Raw genomic sequence first — 20,457 nt, forward strand, 5'->3', positions numbered from 1 at the left:
CGCGGTCCGATAAGTTGAAGACGAATCCTGTCACAACCCATGCATCGGTGTCCTTTCCGACATCTTCCCACATTCCAACGGCTCATCACGGCGCAAGTTCGGTCACGCGACCTCGGCGCTCACCTCGGCGTTCGCTTTATCGCTTGGAGGCACCGCCGCAACGCAATCCCAGATGCTCTGGACAGAGTGGAGGGCGAACCCGTCCATGATCGCGATATGGTTGGTCTTGTGGGTGCAGAAGACGTGTAGACGATCAGCTGGGGGCGTCCGGATATCGACGGACACAACGTCTGGCGCCGTCAGCATCCACACCAGACTATCCAGGACCTCAAGACCCTGATCCGCCATGGCCTGAAAGATATCGCGCTCCGTCAGTAGACCCATGAAGGACCCGGTGTTCTCGCAACGCCCATCCACGACGATCAGGGCGTCGACATCGGGTAAAGACAAGGTTTGGATCGCTTCGCGAACGGAACGATCCATGCGGATGGCACGAACACGGGAGTCAGGACTGATCGGTGTCTGACGTAATTCCGTCATGCCTCCCCTCCCCAGATCTCTACGTCTTCTCGGATGAACACTGGTATACAGAATTTCAGCCGTCAACGCGCGCGCTGCAATATTATGCAAAAATCAGCAACAGAATCTCCCCTTTGTCGCCTTCGACGCTTCGGCCTGATCAGGCGTTCGCAAGCTGCGTTTTGCGAATCACCTCGGTATTTCGACGATTTCGTGCTGCATCGCAAAAATAATCGATCTGGGAGGCCAGTCTTCGCCTGGAACGGGCCACCCCGCGATTTTTTATGAACTTGGCTGGCAGACACGACCGTCTGGATACGAGAAGGTGCATTATCGCGCAGCTTCCGACCCCGGGAGCGCGAGGGTGCTGTCCGTCGCGGAGGCGCTCCGGTGTCAGGCGCAAAGTCGGTGGAATGGCTAAGCGATTGAGCCCGTCCCCCTCGAACGCACAGGTTGAGAAATCGATTGGCTCTGCCGACGCCAAAACCCACGCTTTGTTATGAAGGCACTTCCGATTTTAATCCCTGTTGCTGCGTTGCGAAATCGATTTCTTGACCAAAGACCCTTGACGACTGCATCGGCGCGAGCGAGGCTGGTATTCCACATACCAGTCGGCACCAAGTTCGGCGGCGGGTGGCCTTTGCGCCCAGGATCGGCCCTCGAGCCGACCGCGTATCTCGTTTCAAAAAATGATGGAGGAAAGCCATGTCGAGGGCGGAAACTGCACCTGAGCGCGTATCCGACAGTTATCGATGGGGACAGCTCGTAATCGGCGTCATCTGCATGGTGATGATCGCCAACCTGCAATACGGCTGGACCTTCTTCGTCCCGGATATCCAGAAGAAATTCGGCTTCGATCGCGCCGCGATCCAATGGGCCTTCACCTTGTTCGTGCTGTTCGAGACCTGGCTGGTTCCGGTCGAGGGCTGGTTCGTCGACAAGTACGGCCCGCGCGTGGTGGTGCTGTTCGGCGGCCTGCTCTGCGGCATCGGCTGGGTCATCAATTCCTACGCCAGCAGCTTGAACATGTTCTATCTCGGTCAGGTCGTTGCCGGCATCGGCGCAGGCGCCGTCTACGGCACCTGCGTGGGCTCTGCCCTGAAGTGGTTCCCGGACAAGCGCGGTCTCGCCGCCGGCATCATCGCCGCCGGATTCGGCGCGGGCTCGGCCCTGACCGTGGCACCGATCCAGTGGATGATCGCCGATCACGGCTTCCAGGCCGCGTTCTTCAACTTCGGAATCGGCCAGGGTCTCGTCGTCTGCGCGCTGGCCTTCTTCTTCACCTCGCCGAAGAAGGGTCAGGTCCCGGAGGTCGTCGCCAACGCCAACATCATTCAGACCCGGCGCAATTACACGCCCGGTGAAGTTGCCCGCCAGCCGATCTTCTGGCTGATGTACTTCATGTTCGTCATCGTGGGCGCCGGCGGCCTGATGATCACCGCCAACCTCAAGCCCATCGCCTCCGACATCGGCGTCGACAAGGTTCCGGTCACGATCATGGGCATTACCATGGTGGCGATCACCTTCGCGGCCACCATCGACCGCGTACTCAACGGTCTGACCCGTCCGTTCTTCGGCTGGGTCTCGGACAAGATCGGCCGTGAGAACACCATGTTCGTCGCCTTCGCGATGGAAGGCTTCGGCATCTACATGCTCTATCTCTGGGGCCATGATCCGCTGTGGTTCGTGCTGCTCTCCGGCTTCGTGTTCTTTGCCTGGGGCGAGATCTACTCCCTCTTCCCCTCGACCTGCACGGATACCTTCGGCACGAAGTTCGCCGCCACCAATGCGGGGCTGCTCTACACCGCGAAGGGCACCGCCGCCCTCCTGGTGCCCGTCGCGAACTACCTGCAGCAGGCGACCAACAGCTGGGACGGCGTATTCCTGGTGGCCGCCGGCGCCAACATCCTCGCCTCGCTGCTCGCCATTGCGGTGCTGAAGCCCTGGCGCAAGCGGGTGGTGGCTCAGGCCCTGGCCGTCTCCGACGAGACCAAGCCGGCCTCGCGGATCGCGGTCGCCTGACTCTTCGGACCGAATGACAGCAGAGCGCGGGGGCCGGACCATCAGTCCAGGCCCCCGCGTCCGTTGCGGCCCCCAGGCAAAGCCTCGGTCTCGAGCAGGCAACGCCATACCTCAGGAGGAGATGTCCGATGCAGCCGCTCGCTCCCTGGCGCCCGATGCACACCGCGCCGCAGACGATCGATCGGATCTGGCTCAATCATCTGACGCTCGGGCCGATCCTGGCGGAGGGACGGCCCGGACGCTGGTATGCTCCGAGCGCCGCCCATCAGGTCTGGCGCTGGTATCGCTCCGTCGAGACGAGCGCGATCGAACCGTTCAGCGGCTGGCTGCCCTTCGAGGCCGTGGCGGGCACGGCGCTCCCTGCGCGGCCCGCAGCCGACACCGGCCTGATCCATCCAGGCCTGATCCGGACGGAAAGTACGTCGGAGGATCTGACGACGACGCGCGCCTGATGCGTGCCGGGTGACCCGTCAGCCTGATCGCCAGGACCGATCCGGTCGCCCCATCGACGCCGGGTTCTGGGCGTCCACAGCCTGGATGGCCGTTCGAGGCATGCGCCGAGCGGCCTGTCCGCAGCGTGCCGAGCGCGTATGGTAAAGGCCGCGTTTGTCCTCAGGTCGAGACAGGACGTTGGCCACCATGAGCCTTGCCCGAACCCTGCGGCCGGTCGCGGATCTCGAGTTCCACGATGTGCAGTCGATCCTGCTTCCTGTCGCGGTCACCCCGCTTGAGGCGTGGAATCTCATGACGGGCGCCCCCCGCCCCCTCATGCGGCTGGCGTTCCGTCTCCGCGATGCGATGTCCGCGTTGTTCGGCGTCAAGCGCATCGGCGGATACGGCCGAGCGAACCCGAAGCAGGTCAGGGCCGGGGAGCGGCTGGATTTCTTCCTCGTCGAACATGCTGAACCCGACGTGCTGATCCTGACCGAGCGGGATCGGCACCTCGACGTCATGATCTGCATCGCCATCGAGGGCCGCCGACTGACGATCACGGCCTCCGTCGTCACCCACAATGCCTTCGGGCGCCTCTACATGCTGCCGGTTGCACCGGCGCATCGGCGGATCGTCCGTCACGATCTCAGGCTCCTGCAGCGAATCCTGCGGGGCAGCGTGGCGAATTCTGCGGTCCCATAACGTCAGGTGGCGCAGACCGTCGCGCTGACCGCCACCGTGCGGTTCGATCCCTGGCGACATCAGCAGGCCGCCTCCTCGCAGGGTAGCAGACCGCCCCCGGCGGGCGAACAGACCGCAGATCGTCCGGGCACGAACGAAGAACGGCGCGCCTCGCGGCGCGCCGTTGTATCAATTCTTGTGATGTTGCGGCGGATTTCGCCTCAGACGGCCCGAGCCTGGTGCAGGTGCTCGATCTGCTGCTGCGTGTAGCCAAGGTCGAGCAGGACCTCGTCGGTGTGCTCGCCCAGCAGCGGCGAGGCCTTCACCTCGACCGGCATATCCGAGAACTTGATCGGGCTTCCCACCGTCAGGTACGAGCCGAGCTTCGGGTGCGGGACCTCGACGATGGTGCCACTGGCGCGCAGGGACGGATCGACCGAGAGTTCCTTCATCGACAGCACCGGCGAGCACGGGATGTCGAATTTGCGCAGGATGTCGACGGCCTCGAACTTGGTCTTGTCGGCCAGCCACGCCTCGATGGTACCGAAGATGTCCATGATCTTGTCCTGGCGAGCCCGGGCCGTGTTGTAGGCCGGATCGTCGATCCACTCTTCCTTGCCGATCGCCTTGCAGATCGGCGCCCAGGCATGGCCCTGGATGGTGAAGTAGATGTAGGCGTTCGGGTCGGTCTCCCAGCCCTTGCACTTGAGCACCCAGCCCGGCTGGCCGCCGCCGCCGGCATTGCCGCCGCGCGGCACCACATCCGTGAACTCGCCGTGCGGATACTGAGGGTATTCCTCAAGGTAGCCGAGGGCATCGAGACGCTGCTGGTCGCGCAGTTTCACGCGGCACAGGTTGAGCACCGAATCCTGCATCGACACAGCGACCTTCTGGCCCTTGCCGGTCTTGTTCTTCTGATGAAGCGCCGTAAGGATGCCGATGGCCAGATGCATGCCGGTGTTCGAGTCCCCGAGGGCGGCGGCTGACACGGTGGGCGGGCCGTCCCAGAAGCCGGTGGTCGAAGCGGCACCGCCCGCACACTGGGCGACGTTCTCGTAGACCTTCAGATCCTCGTAATGGTGGCCGTCCGAGAAGCCCTTCACCGAGGCGAGAATCATGCCCGGGTTGAGTTCCTGGATGCGGGCCCAGGAGAAGCCCATACGGTCCAGCGCACCCGGACCAAAATTCTCGACCATCACGTCGGACTGCTTGATAAGGTTCTCGAGAACCTCCTTGCCCTCGGGGGTCTTGGTGTCGAGCGTCAGCGAACGCTTATTGGAGTTGAGCATCGTGAAGTAGAGCGCATCGGCATCCTCGACATGGCGAAGCTGCGTGCGCGTCACGTCGCCTGCACCGGGGCGCTCGACCTTGATCACGTCGGCGCCGAACCAGGCCAGGAGTTGCGTGCAGGCCGGGCCAGCCTGGACGTGGGTGAAATCGATGATCTTGGTACCCTCGAGCGGCTTGCTCATCGTGGCGTTCTCCCTGTCGCTTAAACCGATAGACTTGGTTGGAAGCCGTTATCCGACATTCTGCCCGGTCGATCCGGGTTCTGGTTTGGCCAACACGACCGGTGAAGACGCGTCTTCAGAGTCGTCCTGGTCCGATCCGGCGCGCCGCCTTCAAGCGACGCGGGATTCAAGGTCTGCGAGGCGCCGGCGCAGGGTGCGCTCGTCGTTCCAGCGTTCGGTCTCGTCGCGGATGATCGCGGCGATTCCGGTGACGTTCTGGTCGGGACCGTGGATCAGCCCGACCGTGAAGGCGATGGAGAGCGCGCGCCCGTCCTTGTGGATCGCCGGAACCCGCAGGACGTCGGCGCCATACTTGGTCACCCCCGTCGCCATGGTTTTGGCGTACCCGTCCCAGTGGCGCTTGCGCTGTCGCTCCGGAGTGATGAGATCGAGGGACTGGCCGATCGCCTCCTCCGCCGCGTACCCGAAGATGCGCGTTGCGGCCGGATTCCAGACGGTGATCGCCCCCGCAGGATCGGACACCACCACCGCGTCCCCCGCCGCCGCCACCAGCGCCGCGAAATCGACGTCCTGCGCCATGGTCATGCCGTCTTCCGGCGGCCTCGCACTCCGCATCGTCGGATCGAAAGGCTCGGGGATTTCGGCATCGGACACTCCTCTGTTCTCCGCCGGGCCGGAACCCAGACGTTGGCGTTGCGAGGACTTGCTGTTTCGACGACTTGCTTTTTCTCTGCTTCCGTCGTTGGTATTTGGTATGCCAACGATTAGAGGGTGTCAACCGAGGCGTTCCGCACCGCTGGTGGGTTTCACTCCAGGGCCATGAGGCCGGCCGTGACTGCCCCTGCAAGGGGTCGGAGCAAGGAGCTGGGCCGGAACGTTCTCGGATCGGTGCCGACAGAAAATGATCGTCTGAGGGAGACACGCGATGGGACCGGGCCCGAGCATCACGATCACGCAGATCGAAGGCTACAAATTCGCGGTCGATTTTGGCAGCATCCTGCCGCACTTGATCGTCGACGAGGCCGTGCCGATCGGCAAGGGCGAGGGTCCCTTTCCCGAGCAGTTGCTGGTGAGCGCCGTAACCAACTGCCTGTGTGCCAGCCTCGTATTCGCGCTCGGCAAGTACAAGCAGGATGCGGGCGGGATTCGGGCCGAGGCCCATTGCGAGGTCACGCGCAATGCGGAGAACCGCCTCCGCATCACTGGGATTACGATCGCCATCACCCTCGGGGCGACGGCCGACGCCGTGCCGCGCATCGACCGGGTGCTGGAGCAGTTCCAGCGCTTTTGCACCGTCTCCGAGAGCGTCCAGGCCGGCATACCCGTCGCGGTGGCTGTCCGCGATGCGGCCGGCACGCTGCTGTCCTGAGAGTCCACCACCTCCGTTACGGAAGGATCTGCCATGACCCATTCAGATCGCACCACCGACACGGCCCCGGCGTCAGCCGCACCTGCATTGACTGCGCAAGCCCCGGAAGATCTGGCCCGCCTCTTCAACGAACGCGCCAATGCGGGTGACGTGGAGGGCCTGGTGGCGCTCTACGAACCGGATGCCGTGCTGGCCGCCGGCCGGGTGGTGGCGACCGGGCATGCCGAGATCCGGAAGTTCTATGCCGACCTGCTCGCCCGCAAGTCGGACTTTCCGGCGGCCGAGGCCCTGCCGGCGATCTGCAACGGTGACCTTGCCATGACCTTTGCGCGCCTGCCCAACGGCACGATCTCGACCGAGACGGCCCGGCGTCAGGCCAGCGGCGGATGGCTCTGGTCGATCGACCAGCTGAAAATCAAACCGCTTCCGGTGGACAAGGCGGACTAGCAGGCCCTCGGCGCCGCCCCACCCATCCGCCACAGAGGTTCGCATGATCGATCCCCAGCTCGCCGGGCGGCTCACCTTCGCCCATCGGCTTCCGACGAAGCCGCCCCTGCCTCCGGGGCGCCATGCCCTGGAATTGTTTGCCGAACGCGACGCGATGCTGGTGGTGCCGGACGGGATCGTGCCGCGCCGGCCGACGCCCCTGGTGGTGCTGTTCCACGGAGGCGGCGGCAGTGCCGAGAAGATCCTGCCGATGCTGGAGGACCACGCAACGGCACGCGGCTTCCTGCTTCTGGCGCCCCAGTCGCTGTTCCCGACCTGGGATCTGGTGATCGGCGGGCATGGTCCCGACCGCGAGCGGCTCGATCAGGCGCTCGCCGAGGTGAGCGCGCGCTATCTCCTCGACCCGACGCACCTCATCTTCGCGGGCCATTCGGATGGCGGCAGCTACACGCTCTCCCTCGGCCTCGCCAACGGCCACGTGGTCACCCACCTCCTCGTCTCCTCGGCGGGCTTCCTCTCCGTCCACCTGCAATCGGGGGCGCCGCGGATCTTCCTGTCGCACGGCACCCGCGACGAGCAGATTCCGATCGCTCGCAGCGCCCGGGTCCACGTCGCCCAGTTGCGAGAGGCCGGCTATGAGGTGATGGCGGTCGAGTACGATGGGCCGCACGCCTACGATCCATCCGTGGTGTCCGAAGGGATCAGGGTCCTCCTCGAGGGTACAACCTCCTGAAGGCCCGAACGCGCCGGACGAATGCCCGGAGTCTCGCCGGCCCCTCGCTTCTTTGCGCAGGCACGACCCGGAGGACCTGCTGCAGCCTGATCGACAACGTCGACGATGCGGTCCGACGGCACACGGCGCTCGCTTTCTGCGCGCCGATCCGAACAGGAGCCACGCCAGGACAGGTCGCCCGCAGATCACGCCCCGCTCTACGCGAGCAGATCAACATCAGTGCAGGACTGGCGCCGCAAATATAAGTATGAACCCTTTTCGCCAGCTCGACGTTAGGACGGAGTTAATCCTAATCTTGAGCACCGCGACGATGCCGTTTGGCCCTTGGAAGAACACATCGGATCGCGCTGCGCGAACGCTTGTGATGGCAAATTCACACGCGGACGCTCCGTCCATGCTGGAAGTGTTGGGCAAACGTGGATTGGATATTTCCGTTGCCGCCATCGCGCTCTTTCTGCTCCTCCCGCTGCTGCTGATGCTCGGCCTGCTTGTCTGGGCGAGCGACCGCAAGGCGCCGATCTTCCGCCACATGCGGATTGGACGCGATGGCCGCCACTTCGGCTGCCTCAAGTTCCGGTCCATGATCACGGACGGCGATGCCGTGCTGCGCGCGCATCTGGCGGCGAACCCCGCCGCGCGGCGCGAATGGGAGGCGACGCACAAGCTCACTCATGATCCACGGATCACGAAGCTCGGCTCGATCCTGCGCAAGACCAGCCTGGATGAGCTGCCCCAGTTGGTGAACGTCTTGCGCGGCGAGATGAGCCTGGTTGGCCCCCGCCCGATCGTTTCCAGCGAAATCGAGCGCTACGGCGCGGCGTTTGCGGCCTGCTTTTCGGTCACGCCTGGAGTGACCGGCCTGTGGCAGGTGTCGGGGCGCAGCGATTGCTCGTACGCCGAGCGGGTCGCCCTGGACCTCGACTACGCCACCCGCTGGAGCTTCTCACGCGACATGGCCATCCTGTTGCGGACCGTCCCGACCGTGCTGACGCAGCGCGGCAGCCGCTGACATCCGGCAGCGCAGGCGTCGCTTCGCAAGGTCGGGAATTCGATCGGATGGGACCCGGTCCGATTCGCCGGGGTGCCTTGCCTGCACTGCACCCGCACCTGGACCTGAACCCGGGAATCCCGATCGCGGCATGGACGAACCCATGCCGTGGCTGCATCTATCGCGAAGCGCCCGTCTTGGATCGGGCGTGGTTCTCGGATGAAGACGGGATCGGGAACGGCTTTTCGCGGCGCGCCGGCGCGTGAGACGTCCGCGAACAGAATCAGCTGCCGGCCTCGGTCTTCGGATTGTTAACAATCCCAATTGCGCAGTATCCAAGCGCGTCATAAAATACTTGAACAATTAGGGAGGCCGATCATGGCAGCAGGCGGAAATCTTGCACCTGTGACCCAGGACGATATCCTCAATGTCCGTCCCTACTACGATGATTTTCAGCAGTTCTTCAGCTTCTCGGATCTCACCCAAAACGACAGAGATCCTGAGGGTGGCCCTCTGACGCTGGTGGCGATCGAGCCAAAGCCCGGCACCGGCACGGGAGACTGGGCTTCCTTAAGCGACCCCAATACCGATGCCATCTATTTTTCCGTCGGCAATCCGTCCATCCGTGCTGAGGGCGTGGCCACCTTCGTCTACACGGTTGCCGATCAGGAGGGTCTCACTAGCACCGGCACGGTGCAGATCCTTTACGGGGAGCCCGCTCCGGAGCCACGGTCGATCACGGTTTCGGAGGACACGCGCGTCTTCGTCGCCAGCTACATCATCGCCAATGGCGGAGGGACCAGCTACGATCAGCCCGAACACGGCGTGGTCTATCAAGAAGACGATCCGAAAAACGGCCGCAACCAGCTCATCTACTATCAGCCGGATCCGGACTTCAACGGTACCGATACCTTTGACCTCATATCCGGTCCCAACGGCGGCCCTCTCACTTACGCCCCCATCGTTCTCACGGTCACGCCGGTGGCGGACGCGCCCGAAGCCAGCAACGACAGCGGCGCCACCGGTGCCGGCCAGCCTCTGGTCATTCCGATCGCGCAACTCCTGAGCAACGACACCGACGCCGATGGCGACACGCTCACCCTCACGGCGGTCGGCGACGCCGCCAACGGCTCGGTGAGCCTCGGCAACGGCCAAGTCGTCTTTACCCCGAAAGCCGGCTTCACGGGTCAGGCCAGCTTCACCTACCAGGTCGAGGACGGGACCGGGCTCAGCGATACGGCCACCGTCAGCGTCCTCGTCGGGCAAACCGCGGCCGGCAGCTATGTGCGCGGCACGGCGGGGGCCGATACGCTGGACTACGCCTCCGCCACCACGCGCGTGCAGATCGCGGGTCTGGAGGGGAACGACACGCTTCGGGGTGGCGCCGGCAACGACGCGCTCAACGGCGGTGCGGGCAACGACATCGTCACGGGCGGTGCCGGCAACGACAGCATCACGGGCGGCATGGGCGCCGACCGCCTGGGTGGCGGTGCGGGCAACGACACCTTCCACATCGCCCTTGGCGATCTTTCCCTGACGGGTGCCACCGACCTGATCGTGGACTTCCAGGGTGCGGGCCAGGCTGGGGGCGATGTGATCCGCTTCACGGGCTTTGCCGCGGGCTCGACGCTGGAACTGGTCGGTGCTTCAGGCAATGCGCGGGTGTACGAGGTGCAGGACGGAGCAGGCGTGTCGGAGGGGCAGATCCTGGTGAGCGCGGGCGGTGCGCTGGGTCAGGTACTGACCTCGAGCGATTACGCCTTCGCCTGAACGCCAGGAAGGGGTCCGGTCCGAGCGCCCTTCCTGAAGGGTCCCAACTCCACCGACCGGACACGAGCAGCCTGCGCCCTCATGTCGAACCGGCCCCACCGGCTCCCCGGCCACACAGTTTGACTGAGATGACCGGCCGCGAGGTCCCGGCTCCGGCAGCACTGGTTCGGACCTGCGTTCGAAGGAGAAGGCCTTCGGTCGGCCTCTAAGCAAGGGCTCGGCTGAGCCCGGCATTGTCGAGGCGTCCGCCAAAGGTTTGTGCGTCCGCCTTGCCGATGCTGATGCCCTGAATACTGAGGGTCTCGATGTCGCCCCCAGCATGTCGCGGCCGCCTAAGTCGATGACGGTGGCAGTGCTCGCACCGGCCGTATCGACGATCTTGGTATTCTGAATCCCGATCGTGTAGACGTCGTCCCAACGCCGCCGATGACGGGGACCTCGCTGGCCGTACGGCGGGACGTATCGGTCTCGAAAGGACTCACCAGGGTTGTATTCCGGTCCAGGCAAACCATCGCCGCGATCGTCCCTGGGCCAATCTCCGGCATCGGGTTGCCGGCATCATCGGGAGCGGGCGATGCAAGGGGCTTGACCGGGATCTGTAAGAATATTTTCAAGATCAGACTGTATTCTTATAGGACTGTATCTCTAGGAATTCAGCACTTTGCCAAATCGGCCAATATATTTCGCGTTGCCAAAAAACAACAAGGCATAAAATTCTGGTAGCATCGATCTTTGTAGCTTCAAAGAAGCGGGGCTCGCGGTCGGATACAAGCGCGATTGCCTGCGAAATCTGGACGCACTGAGGCAATTACCGGCCCAGGGGTTGCATAAACTTGTCCATAGTGCTCTAGGTTCCCTCCGTCGGAAGCAAAATGTGAGTGACGGATGGCAAGTACAACCCAGTCGAAAGCGCAATACACCGCAGGGACTGCGAACGCGGACCGGATCGATCTCTCTTCTCGCGGCACGCAGACCCAGCTGATCGCGGGCGGCAACGGCAATGACGTCCTCATCGGGGGGACGGGCAACGACAAGATCAATGGGGGCGCCGGTCAGGACACGATTCGTGGTGGCCTCGGCGCCGACACCCTGACGGGCGGGGCCGGAGCGGACCGCTTCGTGTTCAGCAAGGCGGATCTCGCCGGCACGGCCAACCTGATGGGCGCAGCCCTCGATCGGGTCGTCGACTTCCAGGGAGCCGGCGTCGCCGGAGGGGACACCCTGGTGTTTGAGGGCTTCGCCGCCGATGCCAGCGTAGTCGAGATCAGCAGCCGCGGCGCGCTGCACACCTACGAAATTCAGGAGAACGGGACCGCCGTGGGCCGCTTGAACGTCGTTCATGCCGGCGACCTGATGGTATCCGTCGACGTTGTCGGCGCCTCTGCATCGACGACCATTCCGCTGCCGCCCGTGCCGCTGCCGCCGGTGGTGGTTGCCCCTCCGGTCGAGCCCAAGCCCCCCGTGGTGGTCGCGCCGCCGGCTGAGACGGGCGAGTCGGCCCGCGCGAGTGCCACACCGACCCACACGATCAAGGCCAACAACGCCGTCAAGGCCCTGAGCGGCACGGCCGGTCACGACGACATCTGGGGCTGGGACAAGGGTGGTGCGGTCCTGACCGGCGGCACCGGCGACGACACCTACCACATCTGGCAGTCGAGCGATCAGGTCGTCGAGGCGCCCGGCGGCGGCGTCGACACGGTCATCATTGCCTGGCGCGACTACATCCTGCCCGACAATGTCGAGAACCTGAGCTTCAGCAACGCCAAGAGCGGCACCGGCAACGGCCTCAACAACATGATCACCGGCGATGGCGGCGCCCAGACCCTCAACGGCAAGGCCGGCAACGACATCCTGACCGGCCGCGGCGGGGCCGATATCTTCGTCATCGCCAAGGGCGAGGGCAGCGACATCATCACCGACTTCGCCTCCGGCGTGGACAAGGTCCGCATGGAGGGGGTCAACCTGCACAGCTTCGCCGAGCTGAAGATGGCGGCCAGTCAGGTCGGTTCGGACACGGTCATCGCGTTGGGTGGCGGCGAGACGCTGACGCTGGACAATTTTTCCGTCACAAACCTCAAGGCGAAGGATTTCGCCCTGCCGGCGGACCCGTCGCATCCGGGCATGACGTTGAGCTTCGCCGAGGAGTTCAACGGCCTGAGCGCTTCGGCGACGGGCAACGGTACCGTGTGGAAGAGCTCGCTCGGCATCGGCAGCCAGGATCGGACCCTGGGGTCCAACAACGAGGCGCAGTACTACACGGACAAATCCGTCGGCTTGAACCCGTTCTCGATCTCGAACGGCGTCCTCAGCATCACGGCGGCTCCGGATCACGACGGCAACCCGCTGGGCCTGGCCTACACCTCGGGCGTGCTCACCACGGCCAAGTCGTTCGCCCAGACCTATGGCTACTTCGAAATGCGCGCCGAGCTGCCGGCGGGCCAGGGCATGTGGCCCGCCTTCTGGCTGCTGAACGCCGACGGGACGTGGCCGGCCGAACTCGACGTTCTGGAGTTCCTGGGCCACGACAAGGACACCGCCTACGCCACGGCGCATTCCTCGATCGGCGGTCACACTCTGACGAGCTTCCCCGTTAAGACGGACGACCTCACCGAGGGCTTCCACACCTTCGGCGTCGATTGGCAGAAGGACACGCTGGAATGGTACATCGACGGCGCGAAGGTGGCCGAGATGGCGACCCCGCGTGACATGCACAAGCCGATGTACATGCTGGTCAACCTGGCGGTGGGTGACACCGGCAGCTGGCCTGGCAAGTACGACGCCTCCATGCCGACCACGCAGCTGAACGTCGACTATGTCCACGCGTGGGCCAACGATGCCATCCACTGACCCGCGTCTGTTGGTGCCTTACCTCCGGCCCTGAGATCCGGCGGCTTCGTCGACGCCGCGGCCTGCAGAGGCCCGGGTCTTCGGGACTTCAGATCAAGCAGGGCTGACAGAAAAACACCGGATGCTGCTGGCACAGTCGGGTCGACCGACAGCAGCATCCGGTCCGGTGGCGGATCTTCCTTCCGGCGAGGAAGGTTTTAGCCCGCCACTCCCATGAAAACGATTTTGGTGGAAGCCAGGGCACGGCGCGTCTCGCGCTTTTGGCCACGGCGCACTGCCTCCCGGGAGCGACCTCGTCCGGTGAGGGGGCGACGTCCACCTGACGTCGGAACTCCGGATGGAGGGGTCTGGATCGTGCGGCAGGCCCGCGCAACCGCCCTCGACATAACGCCGTCGCCTGCGCCGGACCGCGAACCGATATCCGCCACCCTCCCTGCCCATTGACGGCACGTCCGGGCGCTTGGCCAGATGCAGGCCGCGACCAGCTCCCGCACTCGCTCCATCCGGGGCCTTTGAACTCAATGTTTAGATCAATTTGTCTGTGTCGCGGTACTGATCTTTAACGAAACAAGTACCTCACTACGCTAAGTTGGGGAACAACCGGCAGTATTTGCCCTGCATTAACTTGGCTGCTCGCATCGTCCGTCATCGATCGCGAGAAAGTAAGCGACCCATGGCGGACACGGCATTGTTATCGGCTCAGTACACCGCAGGCAAAGCGGGTGCGGATCGGATCGACCTCTCGTCGCGCGGGACGCGCGCACAACTGATTGCCGGCCAGGATGGTGACGACATCATCATCGGGGCATCGGGCAACGATACAATCAACGGTGGCGCCGGAAACGACATCATGACCGGCGGGCTCGGCGTCGACACCCTGACGGGCGGCGCCGGGGCCGACCGCTTCGTGTTCAGCAAGGCGGATCTCGCCGGTACGGCCACCCTGACGGGCGCCGCCCTCGACCGGATCACCGACTTCGAGGGCGCCGGCGCCGCGGGCGGCGACATGGTGGTCTTCCGCGGCTTTGCCGCCAATGCCAACGTGGTCGAAATCGCCCGGCAGGGCACGCTGCACACCTACGAAATTCGGGAGAACGGCGTCGCCGTCGGCCGTTTCACCGCCGTCCATGCCGGAGAGGCGCTCAAGTCAGGCGACTTCGTGTTCGAGGCGTCGGAGGCGTCCGTGGTCAAGCCTTCGCCGGAAGCGCTGATCACGCCGGCGGCGTCGAGCACGCTCGCGCCGGTGGTTTCCGCAACCGCACCGGCCAGTTTGAGCAGCGGCCCGATCGCACCCCTGGCGGCCCAGTACACCGCCGGCACCGCGGGTGCGGATCGGATCGACCTCTCCTCGCGCGGGACGCGGGCGCAGCTCATCGCCGGCCAGGACGGTGACGACATCATCATCGGGGCGTCGGGCAACGACACCATCAACGGCGGCGCCGGCAACGACATCATCACCGGTGGGCTCGGCGTCGACCTGCTGACGGGCGGGGCCGGAGCCGACCGCTTCGTCTTCAGCAAGGCGGATCTGGCCGGGACGGCCGGCCTGACGGGCACGGCCCTCGACCGGATCACCGACTTTCAGGGGGCCGGCGCCGCCGGCGGGGACACGCTGGTGTTCCGCGGCTTTGCCGCCGATGCCAACGTGGTCGAGATCGCCCGTCAGGGAACGCTGCACACCTACGAGATCCGCGAGCACGGCGCGGCCGTCGGCCGCTTCACCGCCGCCCATGCCAATGGCACGCTGAAGTCCGGCGACTTCGTCTTCGAAGCCTCCGCGGAGACGCCCGTGGTCGCTGCTCCCCCCGTGCTGTCGAAGCCGCCCGTGGTCGTGGCTCCGCCCGTGCTGGCTGCGCCCTCGGCTGAGACGGGCGAGGCAGCCCGCGCAAGTGCCACGCCGACCCACACGATCAAGGCCAACAATGCCGTCAAGGCCCTGAGCGGCACGGCCGGGCACGACGACATCTGGGGCTGGGACAAGGGTGGTGCTGTCCTGACCGGCGGCACCGGCGACGACACCTATCACATCTGGCAATCGAGCGATCAGGTCGTCGAGGCGCCCGGCGGCGGCGTCGACACGGTCGTCGTCGCCTGGCGGGATTACACGCTTTCCGCCAATGTCGAGAACCTGATCTTCAGCAACGCCAAGAGCGGCACCGGCAACGGCCTCAACAACATGATCACCGGCGATGGCGGCGCCCAGACCCTCAACGGCAAGGCCGGCAACGACATCCTGACCGGCCGCGGCGGGGCGGATGTCTTCGTCATCGCCAAGGGCGAGGGCAGCGACATCATCACCGACTTCACCTCCGGCGTCGACAAGGTCCGCATGGAGGGGGTCAACCTGCACAGCTTCTCCGAGCTGAAGCTGGCAGCCAAGCAGGTCAGTTCGGACACCGTCATCGCGCTCGGCGGCGGCGAGACGCTGACCTTGCAGAACGTGGCGCTCACGAACCTCAAGGCCGGCGACTTCGCCTTGCCGGCGGACCCGTCGCATCCGGGCATGAAGCTGAGTTTCGCGGAAGAGTTCAACACCCTCAGTGCCTCGGCCAACGGCAAAGGCACGGTGTGGAAGACGACGTACGGCATCGGCAGCCAGGATCGGACCCTGGGGGCCAACAAGGAGGCGCAGTACTACACGGACAAATCCGTTGGCACGGACCCGTTCTCGATCTCGGACGGCGTCCTCAGCATCACGGCGGCCCCGGATCACGACGGCAATCCGCTGGGCCTGGCCTACACCTCGGGCGTGCTCACCACGGCCAAGTCGTTCGCCCAGACCTACGGCTATTTCGAGATGCGTGCCGAGCTGCCGGCGGGCCAGGGCATGTGGCCGGCTTTCTGGCTGCTGAACGCGGCCAACAATGGACGGACCGAACTCGACGTCATGGAGCTTCTGGGCCACGACACGGACACCGCCTACGTGTCAGCCCATTCCAAGATCGGCGGTCACACCCTGACGAGCTTCCCCGTACAGACCGAGGATCTGACGGAAGGCTTCCACACCTTCGGGGTCGACTGGCAGAAGGACACGCTCAAGTGGTATATCGACGGGGCGAAAGTCGCCGAGATGACGACACCACGCGATATGAATGAGCCGATGTACATGCTGGTCAACTTGGCCGTCGGCGACACCGGCAGTTGGCCGGGCAAGTACGACGCCTCCATGCCGACCGCCCAGATGAACGTCGACTACGTTCGGGCGTGGGCCAACGACGACCTGCTGTAAGATCCAGCTGGCTCGATTGAAGCGCTGATTTGCATCAGCCCGGCAGGCGTGTGGCTGCCGGGCTGAACGACACCGACCGCGTTCCGCATCCACGGCTCGGCAGCGTCTCGCCTGCCCGAAGCAAGCGATCGACAGGCGCCTTCTCCGCCGAATCTCACGCCTCGTATCGGTGCAGAGCGCGCCAGGACCACCTCCGCACACATGACCGACAGGCTGAATGCGAAGCGGTGGAACCGCAGCGCAGGCAGGATCCGGCGACCGTGGCGCCAGCCGAGACCGGCCCCGATTGGACGAGCCGTCGTCATGATGTTCGTAAGATCCAGAAAACACGAAAGCTCCGGACGTAGGTCCAGAGCTTCGGCCGTCTGAGGAGATTTGGTGGGTGCACAAGGGTTCGAACCTTGGACCCGCTGATTAAGAGTCATTTTTCTGCTTCCATTATAAATCAGCTGCTTAGGCGTTTTTCCTATTTATATGAACACCTTACGCTTGTCAGCGGTGATTATACAGGTATGCTGATGTGCTCTCAGCACACACAATTGCGCGGACACATTGCGGACACAGACCAAAGCGTCGGCTCGGCTCACTGAAACACTGGTGAAGTCACTGCCCCTTCCCGAGCAAGGGAACCGCATCACCTATGATGCAGAATTGAAGGGCTTTGGCGTTCGCGTGACCGCCAAGGGAGCGAAAGCCTTCGTCATCAACTACCGGGTAGACGGCCGCGAACGCCGATTTACGATTGGCGGCTACCCCGAGTGGTCGGCTACTGCCGCACGTGCGCGAGCGGAGACCTTAAAACGGGAGATTGATCTCGGTGCCGATCCGATGGGCGACCGCCGCGAGCATCAGCTTGCTCCGACAGTGACAGACTTGTGTGACCTTTATGTCGAAAGGCACCTTCCTAAAAAGCGCCCATGTTCACAGCGGAATGACCGATCGATGATCGATCAAGTCATCAAGCCTCGGCTGGGGGGAATAAAGGTCCGAGTCGTCCGACACTCCGATATTGATAGTTTGCATAGGGATGTGTCCAGCGTGGCACCCATCCGGGCAAACCGAGTCGTCGCCCTCCTATCCAAGCTCTTCTCACTAGCGATCAAGTGGGACCTGCGCCCCGACAATCCCGTTTTGGGGATTGAGCGAAATCCGGAAGCCCACCGTACAAGGTACCTGAACCCTGACGAACTGCTGCGCCTTGCCGCCGCACTGGACGAGCATCCGAGCCGGTCGGCAGCTAACGCTTTTCGGCTGCTGCTTCTTACGGGCGCCCGCCGCATGGAGGTACTTTCCGCGACGTGGCAAATGGTCGACCTGAAACGGGGCATTTGGATAAAACCTAGGGGTAATGTGAAACAAAAACGTGAGCATCGCGTGCCTTTGTCCGGCCCCGCATTGAAACTGCTTTGCGAAATGGCGAGTGCACGACTGATTCATCCAGATCAGAGCCAGTTTCTCTTCCCCAGCAGGTCAAAAACCGGGCACATAGTAGAACTGAAAAAGGCCTGGTCGATCGTTCAACAGAGAGCGAACCTGCGCGACTTTCGATTGCACGATCTTCGACACACGTACGCAAGCTACCTAGCCTCATCGGGTTACTCACTTCCGGTCATTGGAGCCCTGCTAGGCCATACACAGTCGCAAACAACGCAGCGGTATGCACATCTACTCGATGATTCTCTCAAAGCAGCTACGGACCGGGTAGGTACACTTCTGAGCCTTTCCTCCCCAGCAACGCTAGGGTCAGAGTCCAGTGCTGACGAGGAAAGAGCTTGAGCGAGCGGCGTAGCAAAACCCGAGATTTCACCACCTACGGGAGGGTGCAAAAAGGTGCCCAGTCTGCAGACCTACGTGAGGCAATCCTCTATGCAGCGTGGGGAATCGGTCACTGGGCAGCTTACGGTAGAGCCAAGGGGTTGCCTCCACCTGAGTGGGCTACGGATGTTTGTCAGGAGTTTCTCATCGGTGTCGCTATCGCGCCCCGGATAATCGATGACGCTGCTAGGGGCCCAAAGCCTTCACGGAAGGACCTGCGGCTTCTCTTGCAGATCGCGCAACTACGAAGCGGCTCTTCTCAGGAAGACGGGGCGACGTCGAACTCTGTCCGAGCCGCGCTTCTCAAGCTGCTCCCGGTCGCCGATCTAACGCAGCAAGAACTTGAGAACACAATCCGACGCCTAACTGATCTCTATAATCGACAGATGCCGAAAATCCGTTCGGGTGAGGATGAGAGCAATCCAGCGATTGAGTACAATGCCAAGCAGGAATCCATCCGCCGTGGGTACCGCAATTTAGGAGACGAAGAGGCTTAAATCTCTCACCAATTTACTTCAGATAACATCATTGCTCTCCTAAGCTCTGGCATGTCCTCGGGAAGACCTGATTGCTCAGCGGGAGTACCAAAATGCATGAACGTGCTTCGGATATTTTCTCCGATTACGTTGGCCGCGAGGCTCTCGCTGCGGAACTCGGCATACACGTCCGAACCCTCGATCGATGGCACTTAGAGCGTGTCGGCCCACCCAGAACATTGCTTGGTCGCCGCATCGTCTATCGCGCAGATGCTGTGAGAGCGTGGCTACGATCTAACGAGCAAAGTGGCGTGGCTTGCCGCGATTTGAATAGGAAGTGATTTGCACCCAGGTGCAAAATGATTGGGTGATGCAATGGCGGCCTTCGAAATTAACGAAGTTAATAAGAGCGTTCGTCGTGCGGAGCGGGCTGTAAAGAGTATGCTCAAAGCTCTTCGCGACGCCTCTGATGCCGGACGCATTCGGACAGCGCGGAATATCCAGAATACCTATTTCCGTTCCAAAGACGCGAAGCTCGTGGCCGCAAGCCGCGCCTGGCATCGCATGGCCAGAAAACACCGCCCGGCAGCTATTCTTGCCATTGCCGATCGTATTGATTGCCGCGTCGCATCAGGCGAGCCCACTGCATATCGGCAACAGCCGAAGCCGTCGGGAGCCATGCGTACCATCTTCGACTTTGGTGTTGAGCAGACCGCAAGACAGATCATCACTGACGCCGTGCTACGGTCTACTTTTAGTCCGCCAAGCTGGCAGTACGAGCACCGAGGTCGGGGTGGAGATCGAGCGGTCGGCGAGATACTCAGGCTTAGCCGAGAAGGCTTCTGTCATGCCGCATGCCTGGATATCAAAAACTGTTTTGAGAGCTTCGTAGACGGGAGAGTTGAAGAAATTCTTCCCCTGCCGAGGGAGGTCACTCGTCACGTAATTCTGGCCAGTGGTCTCGAGTTAGCGGATCATAGACGTTTCGCTTACCGTATGAGTAATGCTCATCATATTTCCCGGTCCGAGCAGCCAACCGGCCTGCCGCAGGGTTCCGTCGTCTCCAACTTGGTGGCCAGCATTCTTCTTTCGGATCTGGGTCAAGTAATCACTCCAGGGTGCCACTTGATCGGGTTCAGGGACGACTTCGTCGTCCTTGGCCGCACTGAGTTGGAAGTTGACGAGAGCGCAAAAGCCTTGCGACAGGCTTTATTAAACCATCGGGCTGGCAGCCTCGGGCTGGGAAAATATGAGCGAGCAAACCTTGATCAAGGCTTCGAGTTTCTGGGTTATAAGTTGATCACGCTCGGGGGTAAGCCCACCGCGGTGCTCTCTCAAGCAAACAGAGAGAGGTACTTTTCCGCTTTTCAAAATGCGCTACTAAGTGATCTTCAGGCAGATAGGCTTCAACCGTTAGAAGTCGAGGCTACGCTGCGGCGACGAAACTGCTCATTCCCGAACTGGATCCATGGACCAGCGGAGGCCGAACGGCTAATCATGGTTGCGCAGAAAATCATTGACTACGCATATGTCAACAGCGCGAGCAACAGACATTGAGATTCCAGTGAGTAAGGACCGCTCCGCTAAAAAATTTTGATACTTGGCACCTCGACGAGATCGAAGGATAACTCGTCCATATGTCGCTCAATCACGCTGG

At 63.0% G+C, this 20,457-nt stretch carries 15 protein-coding genes; 12 read left to right on the forward strand and 3 right to left on the reverse strand.

Annotated elements, in window-relative coordinates; all coding sequences use genetic code 11:
* Nucleotides 1–102 precede the first annotated feature (102 nt).
* Entirely contained in the window at nt 103–540 is a 438-nt protein-coding gene (locus ACV7NL_RS01440) for a CBS domain-containing protein (RefSeq protein ID WP_463354720.1), read from the reverse strand.
* A gap of 684 nt (nt 541–1,224) precedes the next feature.
* Here ACV7NL_RS01440 and oxlT point away from each other — a divergent pair.
* From oxlT to ACV7NL_RS01455, 3 genes are all read left to right on the forward strand, one after another.
* Nucleotides 1,225–2,541, forward strand: coding sequence for an oxalate/formate MFS antiporter (gene oxlT, locus ACV7NL_RS01445; protein WP_056182039.1), 1,317 nt, complete (start codon nt 1,225–1,227; stop codon nt 2,539–2,541).
* Between the two features lie 128 nt (nt 2,542–2,669).
* Complete coding sequence (locus tag ACV7NL_RS01450; protein ID WP_463354721.1) at nt 2,670–2,993, forward strand: hypothetical protein; 324 nt, start codon at nt 2,670–2,672, stop codon at nt 2,991–2,993.
* Nucleotides 2,994–3,180: 187 nt separating this feature from the next.
* Nucleotides 3,181–3,675 (forward strand): DUF2867 domain-containing protein, encoded by a 495-nt coding sequence (locus ACV7NL_RS01455; RefSeq protein WP_463354722.1) that lies wholly within the window; start codon nt 3,181–3,183, stop codon nt 3,673–3,675.
* Between the two features lie 200 nt (nt 3,676–3,875).
* Here the strand turns inward: ACV7NL_RS01455 and frc are convergent, their stop codons facing one another.
* Together frc and ACV7NL_RS01465 are read right to left on the reverse strand one after the other, a co-directional pair.
* Nucleotides 3,876–5,126 carry a formyl-CoA transferase gene (frc, locus tag ACV7NL_RS01460; protein WP_056182032.1) on the reverse strand — a complete coding sequence of 417 codons (1,251 nt, stop codon included), beginning with the start codon at nt 5,124–5,126 and terminating at the stop codon, nt 3,876–3,878.
* Between the two features lie 150 nt (nt 5,127–5,276).
* Nucleotides 5,277–5,705: a PAS domain-containing protein gene (locus ACV7NL_RS01465; RefSeq protein ID WP_443136734.1), complete on the reverse strand. Its 429-nt coding sequence runs from the start codon at nt 5,703–5,705 to the stop codon at nt 5,277–5,279.
* Between the two features lie 346 nt (nt 5,706–6,051).
* Here ACV7NL_RS01465 and ACV7NL_RS01470 point away from each other — a divergent pair, with 346 nt between their 5' ends.
* From ACV7NL_RS01470 to ACV7NL_RS01510, 9 genes are all read left to right on the forward strand, one after another.
* The gene (locus ACV7NL_RS01470) at nt 6,052–6,495 is read left to right on the forward strand and encodes an OsmC family protein (RefSeq protein ID WP_463354723.1); all 444 of its coding nucleotides are present in this window, start codon (nt 6,052–6,054) and stop codon (nt 6,493–6,495) included.
* 33 nt (nt 6,496–6,528) lie between these two features.
* The gene (locus ACV7NL_RS01475) at nt 6,529–6,942 is read left to right on the forward strand and encodes a YybH family protein (RefSeq protein ID WP_463354724.1); all 414 of its coding nucleotides are present in this window, start codon (nt 6,529–6,531) and stop codon (nt 6,940–6,942) included.
* A 43-nt stretch (nt 6,943–6,985) separates the two neighbouring features.
* Complete coding sequence (locus ACV7NL_RS01480) at nt 6,986–7,675, forward strand: alpha/beta hydrolase (RefSeq protein WP_463354725.1); 690 nt, start codon at nt 6,986–6,988, stop codon at nt 7,673–7,675.
* Nucleotides 7,676–8,069: 394 nt separating this feature from the next.
* Complete coding sequence (locus ACV7NL_RS01485) at nt 8,070–8,684, forward strand: sugar transferase (protein ID WP_244478340.1); 615 nt, start codon at nt 8,070–8,072, stop codon at nt 8,682–8,684.
* Nucleotides 8,685–9,041: 357 nt separating this feature from the next.
* Entirely contained in the window at nt 9,042–10,433 is a 1,392-nt protein-coding gene (locus tag ACV7NL_RS01490) for an Ig-like domain-containing protein (protein WP_463354726.1), read from the forward strand.
* An 885-nt stretch (nt 10,434–11,318) separates the two neighbouring features.
* Nucleotides 11,319–13,280, forward strand: coding sequence for a glycoside hydrolase family 16 protein (locus ACV7NL_RS01495; protein WP_463354727.1), 1,962 nt, complete (start codon nt 11,319–11,321; stop codon nt 13,278–13,280).
* A 673-nt stretch (nt 13,281–13,953) separates the two neighbouring features.
* Nucleotides 13,954–16,509, forward strand: coding sequence for a family 16 glycosylhydrolase (locus ACV7NL_RS01500; RefSeq protein ID WP_463354728.1), 2,556 nt, complete (start codon nt 13,954–13,956; stop codon nt 16,507–16,509).
* Nucleotides 16,510–17,061: 552 nt separating this feature from the next.
* Entirely contained in the window at nt 17,062–18,285 is a 1,224-nt protein-coding gene (locus tag ACV7NL_RS01505) for a tyrosine-type recombinase/integrase (RefSeq protein ID WP_463354729.1), read from the forward strand.
* An 890-nt stretch (nt 18,286–19,175) separates the two neighbouring features.
* The gene (locus tag ACV7NL_RS01510) at nt 19,176–20,357 is read left to right on the forward strand and encodes an RNA-directed DNA polymerase (protein WP_463354730.1); all 1,182 of its coding nucleotides are present in this window, start codon (nt 19,176–19,178) and stop codon (nt 20,355–20,357) included.
* Nucleotides 20,358–20,457: the final 100 nt, after the last annotated feature.

It is taken from the genome of Methylobacterium sp. Ger2507 (assembly GCF_055231875.1).